Annotated in this window: 9 protein-coding genes; 4 read left to right on the forward strand and 5 right to left on the reverse strand. The window is 68.4% G+C overall.

Annotated elements, in window-relative coordinates; translation table 11 throughout:
- From VGF12_RS00005 to VGF12_RS00015, 3 genes are all read left to right on the forward strand, one after another.
- The coding region (locus VGF12_RS00005; RefSeq protein WP_331173994.1) for an EAL domain-containing protein at positions 1 to 573 on the forward strand (573 nt) is incomplete at its 5' end.
- A gap of 63 nt (positions 574 to 636) precedes the next feature.
- On the forward strand, positions 637 to 801 hold the full coding sequence (locus tag VGF12_RS00010; RefSeq protein WP_331173995.1) for a hypothetical protein: 165 nt from the start codon (positions 637 to 639) through the stop codon (positions 799 to 801).
- Between the two features lie 88 nt (positions 802 to 889).
- Entirely contained in the window at positions 890 to 2,590 is a 1,701-nt protein-coding gene (locus tag VGF12_RS00015) for an NAD(P)/FAD-dependent oxidoreductase (protein WP_331173996.1), read from the forward strand.
- A gap of 287 nt (positions 2,591 to 2,877) precedes the next feature.
- Here VGF12_RS00015 and VGF12_RS00020 read toward each other — a convergent pair whose 3' ends face one another.
- From VGF12_RS00020 to VGF12_RS00035, 4 genes are read right to left on the reverse strand one after another with little or no spacing between them, the layout of a single operon-like run.
- Positions 2,878 to 3,099: a DUF7661 family protein gene (locus tag VGF12_RS00020; RefSeq protein ID WP_331173997.1), complete on the reverse strand. Its 222-nt coding sequence runs from the start codon at positions 3,097 to 3,099 to the stop codon at positions 2,878 to 2,880.
- Between the two features lie 13 nt (positions 3,100 to 3,112).
- Positions 3,113 to 3,760 carry a glutathione S-transferase family protein gene (locus tag VGF12_RS00025; RefSeq protein ID WP_331173998.1) on the reverse strand — a complete coding sequence of 216 codons (648 nt, stop codon included), beginning with the start codon at positions 3,758 to 3,760 and terminating at the stop codon, positions 3,113 to 3,115.
- Positions 3,757 to 4,152 (reverse strand): c-type cytochrome, encoded by a 396-nt coding sequence (locus tag VGF12_RS00030; protein WP_331173999.1) that lies wholly within the window; start codon positions 4,150 to 4,152, stop codon positions 3,757 to 3,759. Before VGF12_RS00030 ends, VGF12_RS00025 begins: the two co-directional genes overlap by 4 nt.
- Complete coding sequence (locus tag VGF12_RS00035; protein ID WP_331174000.1) at positions 4,149 to 4,400, reverse strand: hypothetical protein; 252 nt, start codon at positions 4,398 to 4,400, stop codon at positions 4,149 to 4,151. The genes VGF12_RS00030 and VGF12_RS00035 overlap by 4 nt, the downstream gene beginning before the upstream one ends.
- Positions 4,401 to 4,425: 25 nt before the next feature.
- On the opposite strand from VGF12_RS00035, the gene VGF12_RS00040 reads away from it, so the two are divergent.
- Positions 4,426 to 4,707, forward strand: coding sequence for a DUF427 domain-containing protein (locus tag VGF12_RS00040; RefSeq protein WP_331174001.1), 282 nt, complete (start codon positions 4,426 to 4,428; stop codon positions 4,705 to 4,707).
- Here the strand turns inward: VGF12_RS00040 and VGF12_RS00045 are convergent.
- The coding region (locus VGF12_RS00045; RefSeq protein WP_331174002.1) for a murein transglycosylase A at positions 4,697 to 5,669 on the reverse strand (973 nt) is incomplete at its 5' end. The genes VGF12_RS00040 and VGF12_RS00045 overlap by 11 nt on opposite strands.

A 5,669-nucleotide genomic window follows, 5' to 3' on the forward strand; every position in this document is an offset into this window, starting at 1 on the left:
CAGATCACCGACTGGATGCTGGCCCGGGCCGTGCGCACGCTGGCCACCTGGGCGGCCGAAGGCCGCGAGCCGCTGTCCATCGCCGTGAACATCTCGACGCTGGACCTCCAGGATCAGACCCTGCCCGCCCGCTTGGCGGCGCTGCTCGCCGAGCACCGCGTCGATCCGAGCCGGCTGCAACTGGAAGTCACCGAGACCGGCCTGATGGCCAGCGGCAACGACCCCATCGCCGTGCTGCAAGCGCTCAAGAGCTGGGGCGTAAAGCTGGCCATCGATGACTTCGGCACCGGGCAGTCCTCGCTGGCCTACCTGCAACACCTGCCAGTGGACGAGCTCAAGATCGACCGCAGCTTCGTGCAGGACGTCGATCGCGACCCACGCCGCCAGGCGCTGCTCAAGTCCATCGTCGGCGTCGGCCATGGCCTGGGTCTGACGGTGACGGTGGAGGGCGTCGAGAACGACGCCGAGTTGGCCTGCACCACCACCTGCGGCTGCGACCTCATGCAGGGCTTTCTGCTGGCCCGCCCCATGGATCTGGCGGATTTCGAGACCTGGCTGGGCTGGGCGAGCTAAAATCCGCGCCTTTCGTCGTTTTGCCCCTGCAAGCGGGCTTTTTGTTTCACTGGAGAGCCATTCATGGGCAACAAGATCATCACCGAAGCGGCTCGCCGCGCCACCCCCCGCCCCGCCGCCCCCAAGGGCGTGACCTTCACGACCGGCAAGGGCCAGCTGCGCAGCCTGGAGCGCGGTTCGCACACCCGCTCGAAGAAGAACCCGGGCAAGCGCCCGCATTCGGGCTGATCTTTCAGGCCGAGCGCCTGGAAGTTCAACGCACACAGGCCCCGCGGGGCCTGTTTGTTTTTGTCGGCTCGACACTGACCAAACGACCATGATCCGCATCAACGAACTCCGCCTGCCGCTGAACCACGCCGAGGACGCACTGCGCCCCGCCGCACTGGCCCGGTTGAAGCTGGCCGACACCGAACTGGCCGCCCTGCACATCGCCCGTCGCGGCTACGACGCGCGCAAGCGCAGCGACATCCAGCTCGTCTACACACTGGACTGCACGCTGGCAGACGGCGCCGATGAAGCCGCCGTGCTGGCCCGCTTCGCCGGCGACCACCAGATTCGCGCCACACCCGACACCGGCTACCACTTCCTCGCGCAAGTCGGCGACTACGCCGGCCCGCGGCCCGTCATCGTCGGCTTCGGCCCCTGCGGCCTGTTCGCCGCACTGATCCTGGCGCAGATGGGCCTGCGTCCCATCGTGCTCGAACGCGGCAAGGCGGTGCGCGAGCGCACGCAGGACACCTGGGGCCTGTGGCGCGACAGCAAGCTCAATCCGGAGAGCAACGTGCAATTCGGCGAGGGCGGCGCCGGCACCTTCTCCGACGGCAAGCTCTACAGCCAGATCTCCGACCCGCGCCACCTCACCCGCAAGGTATTGACCGAGTTCGTCAAAGCCGGGGCACCGGAGGAGATCCTGTTCGTCAGCAAGCCCCACATCGGCACCTTCCGGCTGGTCAGCATGATCATCAAGATGCGGGCCGACATCGAGGCGCTGGGCGGCGAAATCCGCTTCCAGCAAAGGATGACCGACCTGCTCATCGAAGACGGCGCCGTACGCGGCGTGCAGTTGGAGTCCGGTGAACAGATCAGTACGACGCACGTCGTCATCGCGCTGGGCCACAGCGCCCGCGACACCTTCCAGATGCTGCATGCCCGCGGCGTGCAGATGGAAGCCAAGCCCTTCTCCATCGGCTACCGCATCGAGCACCCCCAGAGTCTCATCGACGCGGCCCGTTTCGGCCCCGGCGCCGGCAACCCAATCCTTGGTGCGGCCGACTACAAGCTGGTCCACCACGCCAAGAATGGCCGCTCGGTCTACAGCTTTTGCATGTGTCCCGGCGGAACGGTGGTGGCAGCAACGAGCGAGCCCGACCGCGTCGTCACCAACGGCATGAGCCAGTACTCGCGCAACGAACGCAACGCCAATGCCGGCATCGTCGTCGGCCTGACACCCGAGGACTACCGGCAGGACGGCAAACGCGACGGCAGCCCCGTGAACCCGCTGGACGGCATGGCCTTCCAACGCATCTGGGAAAGCCGAGCCTACGAACTCGGCGGCGGCGGCTACCTGGCCCCGGGCTCCCTGGTCGGCGACTTCGTCAAACGCCAGGTCAGCCAGGCCTTCGGCGACATCGAGCCTAGCTACAAGCCGGGTGTCACGCTGACCAACCTGCAGCAAAAGGGCAACGGCTCGCTGCCGAACTACTGCCTGGAAGCCATCCGCGAGGCACTGCCCGCCTTCGCTCGCCAGATCCGCGGCTTCGACCGGCCGGACGCGGTATTGACCGGCGTGGAGACGCGCACGTCATCCCCGCTGCGCATCAACCGCGGCCGCGACTACCAGAGCCTCAACGTGCGCGGGCTGTTCCCGGCCGGTGAAGGGGCGGGTTACGCCGGCGGCATCATGAGCGCCGGCGTGGATGGCATCGAAGTGGCCGAGGCGCTGGCGGCCGACCTGCTGGGCATGCCGGAGGCACCGGTGCTGCAGGGCAAGGGTGCGAAGGCGGGCGGGCAGGTGTGACGGTGCGCTCGGCGCCGTGACGCACCGCCACGAGCCGATCCGCGGCGCTGAAGGACGTCAGGCCTCGGGGGCGCCTTTCTCTGCCGACTGCCTCGCGGATTTCTTCCTGCTCGCAGAGATGGCAACAAACAGGCACAGACCAAAAGTGACCAGGCCAATGGCGGCAGCGCCTAGAGCGATGAACGTTGCTTGGGACATGGGTTTGTTTCCGGGTTGGAGGATGTCCAGGCTCGAGGCTCCGCCCGAGGCCCGGGGGCGGCCCGAGGCGCGATAGACCGCGCACAAATCTAGCACTTCACCCTGAAGATCCCGCCCTTCTTGTAGGCGGCCTGTTCGTGGAAGAGATCGAACAGGAACTGCTCCAGTTCCACGTCCGCCACGAACTCCGGGATGACGAAACCGGCCGGCGCCCGTTTGCCGTCGTTGCCTACTGCCAGCACCAGCCACTGCTCACCGCGACGCCCGATGTCAAAAAGCTGGCCGAAGACGTTGAATCGATGCACGGTCATGGCGCTACGTGTTTCATGCCTCTGGGAAGCGTTCACGCCACAGTGCGGCAAGCCGTGGCTCTGCGTCGATGCGGTGGATCACCTCCGCCATGCGTGGCGCGACCTCGCAGAACCGCGCGCGCCAGGGCCCGAAGCGCGAGACGGTGGCAACGTACAGGTCCAGGACCGTCAACTCATTGCCCAGCAGCCATCGCCCTGGTGTCAGCTGAACATCCATGTTGGCCCAGCAGAAGGCGATGCGTTCATGCACGGCATCCACCACCGCAGCCCGCGCGCCTTCCGGCGCGCCGATACGCGTCACGTCGGGCTTGATCCAGTGCAGCGCGTAGATCGCCGACGACACGTAGAGCATCCAGCGCAGGAATTGCCCGCGCCGCGGGTCGTCCGCCGCTGGCGCAAGGCGCGCCTCGGGATGCAGGTCGGCCAGGTAGATCAGGATGGCTGCACTCTCCGTCATGACCTCGCCGCCGGGTAGTAGCAGCGTCGGGATCTGGCGCATGGGGTTGCTGGCCGCAACACGGTCGCGCGCGCTGGCCTCTGCCCAGGTCGCGCCCTCGATCAGGCGGTACGGCAGGCCCAGCAGTACCAACGCGGCCTCCACGGCGACCGAGCCGGAAGCGGCCGCGCCGTACAAGGTCAGGGTTGCGGTCTGGCACGTCATGGGATCGATGGGCTCATGGATTGCGCGGCGAGAAAGGCCAGAAGGTCGGCCGCCTCACGCTCGGTCGTGCCCCGCCCCCAGAAGCGCATCTTGGTGCCCGGCACCAGGGCGCCAGGGTCGCGCAGGTAGGTGGCCAGCGTCGCCTCGTTCCAGACCAACCCCGAAGCCTTCAGTGCCGCGGAATAGCCATAGCCCGGCTGCGTGCCCGCCTTGCGGCCAGCCAGGCCATTGAGCTGCGGGCCGAAAGCGTGCCGCGCCGAGGGGCCGGCCTGATGGCAGTGGATGCATGCTGCGAAGGCCTTGCGGCCCGCCGCCGGATCGCCGCCCGCCCAGACGGGCTGCGACAGCAGGGCCGCCAGAGCCGCCGAAGCCCAGTCCAGCCGCGGTCTCATGCGTCGGGGGCTCCCGATGCCAGCATCTCGATCAATTCCTTGGCAAACGCCAGCGCGTCCTCCGGCAGCTCGAAATGCATCTCGTTGTTCAACTCGACGACCTCGCCATCCGGACCCTTGTGCACGACCGACCAGCCGCCCGCGCCGCCATCGATGGCGAGCACGCCGAACTGGCCGGGTTCGAGGTCCCGGGCGCTGCCGGCGGTGACGACGATGTCGCGGCCATGGTGGGAGTGGTAGCGTTTCATCCATTCCATTCTCACGGAGACAGCCATGAAAGCAGTCTGGAACGGCATCACCCTCGCCGAAAGCGACGACACGGTGGTGGTCGAAGGCAACCACTATTTCCCCGCCGAGTCGCTGAACAAGCAGTACACGACCTTCAGCAACCACGTCAGCCGCTGCGCCTGGAAGGGCGAGGCCAAGTATCTGAGCCTGCTGGTCAATGGCGAGATGAACCCCGACGCGGTCTGGTACTACCCGGACCCGCTGCCGGCGGCCGAGAACATCAAGGGCCGCTATGCGTTCTGGAAAGGCGTGAAAGTCACGGAGTGACCCCCTGGGGCAGCAGCGCCCACAGCCGCAACGGCTGCTTGGTGCGGCCGGCGCGCTGGCCGGCCTCCTCGCCCCAACCCCAGAACAGGTCGGCGCGCACGGCACCCAGGATGGCGCTGCCCGTGTCCTGGGCGAGCACGAGGCGGCGCAGCGGCGTGGTGGACAGCGGCTCGGTGCTGTCCAGCCACAACGGCGTGCCCAGGGCGATGAAGTTGCGGTCGATAGCAACCGAGCGGCCCGGGGTCAGCGGCACGCCCTGCGCGCCGCGCGGACCGCTGGCCGCGTTGGGTAGCGCCTCCTCGCGGAAGTAGACGACGCGCGGATTGACGGCCAGCGCCTCGCGCACCTTGGCCGGGTTGCGGCGCGCCCAGTCGCTCAGGGTGCGTGGCGTCGCATCGGCCACCTCGCCACGGTCCAGCAGCGCGCGCACGACAGACTGGAAGGGCTGGTCGTTGTGGCCCGCGTAGGCCACACGGCTGGTGCGCTCGGCACCGGCCGCGTCCCGCATGAGCAGGCGCCCCGATCCCTGGATCTGCAGCTGCAGCAGTGCAAAGGGGTCGTCCAAGTAGGCCAGCTCCAGCGCGGTGAAGCGGGGGTTGGTGTCGATCTCGCGGCGCGGCGTGCGGCGCAGCGCGGGGTCGGCAGGCAGCCCGTGCAGCGGCCACTGGAAGGCACCCTGGCGTTGGCTGCTGGCAACCACCTGCGGCTCGAAATAGCCTGTCAGCAGGCCAGTGGCCTCGCCGCCATCCGCCTGCAGCCGCCAGGGACGCAGGTGGTTCATCAGGAGCAAGCCGGCCTCCATCGCGTCGGCCGGCGCCAGCAGCGCGGCGCGGGCGCAGAACTCCGCCCAGCCTGGCGCGGGGCGCTGGCAGCCGGCGAGCAGCGCCGGCCAGGCGGCAAGCAGGTCGTCGCTGCCCCAGCCGGGCAGGTCCTTCCAGTCGGCGGCGACCCAGCGGGGCGCC

Origin of the sequence: Roseateles sp. (genome assembly GCF_036404855.1) — a bacterium.
Taxonomy (GTDB): Bacteria; Pseudomonadota; Gammaproteobacteria; order Burkholderiales; family Burkholderiaceae_C; genus Pelomonas.

Bases quoted from the DNA above. Each gene is read 5' to 3' on its own strand.
- VGF12_RS00010 (WP_331173995.1), top strand. From the start codon at position 637: ATGGGCAACAAGATCATCACCGAAGCGGCTCGCCGCGCCACCCCCCGC.
- VGF12_RS00015 (WP_331173996.1), top strand. From the start codon at position 890: ATGATCCGCATCAACGAACTCCGCCTGCCGCTGAACCACGCCGAGGAC.
- VGF12_RS00020 (WP_331173997.1), bottom strand. From the start codon at position 3,099: ATGACCGTGCATCGATTCAACGTCTTCGGCCAGCTTTTTGACATCGGG.
- VGF12_RS00025 (WP_331173998.1), bottom strand. From the start codon at position 3,760: ATGACGTGCCAGACCGCAACCCTGACCTTGTACGGCGCGGCCGCTTCC.
- VGF12_RS00030 (WP_331173999.1), bottom strand. From the start codon at position 4,152: ATGAGACCGCGGCTGGACTGGGCTTCGGCGGCTCTGGCGGCCCTGCTG.
- VGF12_RS00035 (WP_331174000.1), bottom strand. From the start codon at position 4,400: ATGAAACGCTACCACTCCCACCATGGCCGCGACATCGTCGTCACCGCC.
- VGF12_RS00040 (WP_331174001.1), top strand. From the start codon at position 4,426: ATGAAAGCAGTCTGGAACGGCATCACCCTCGCCGAAAGCGACGACACG.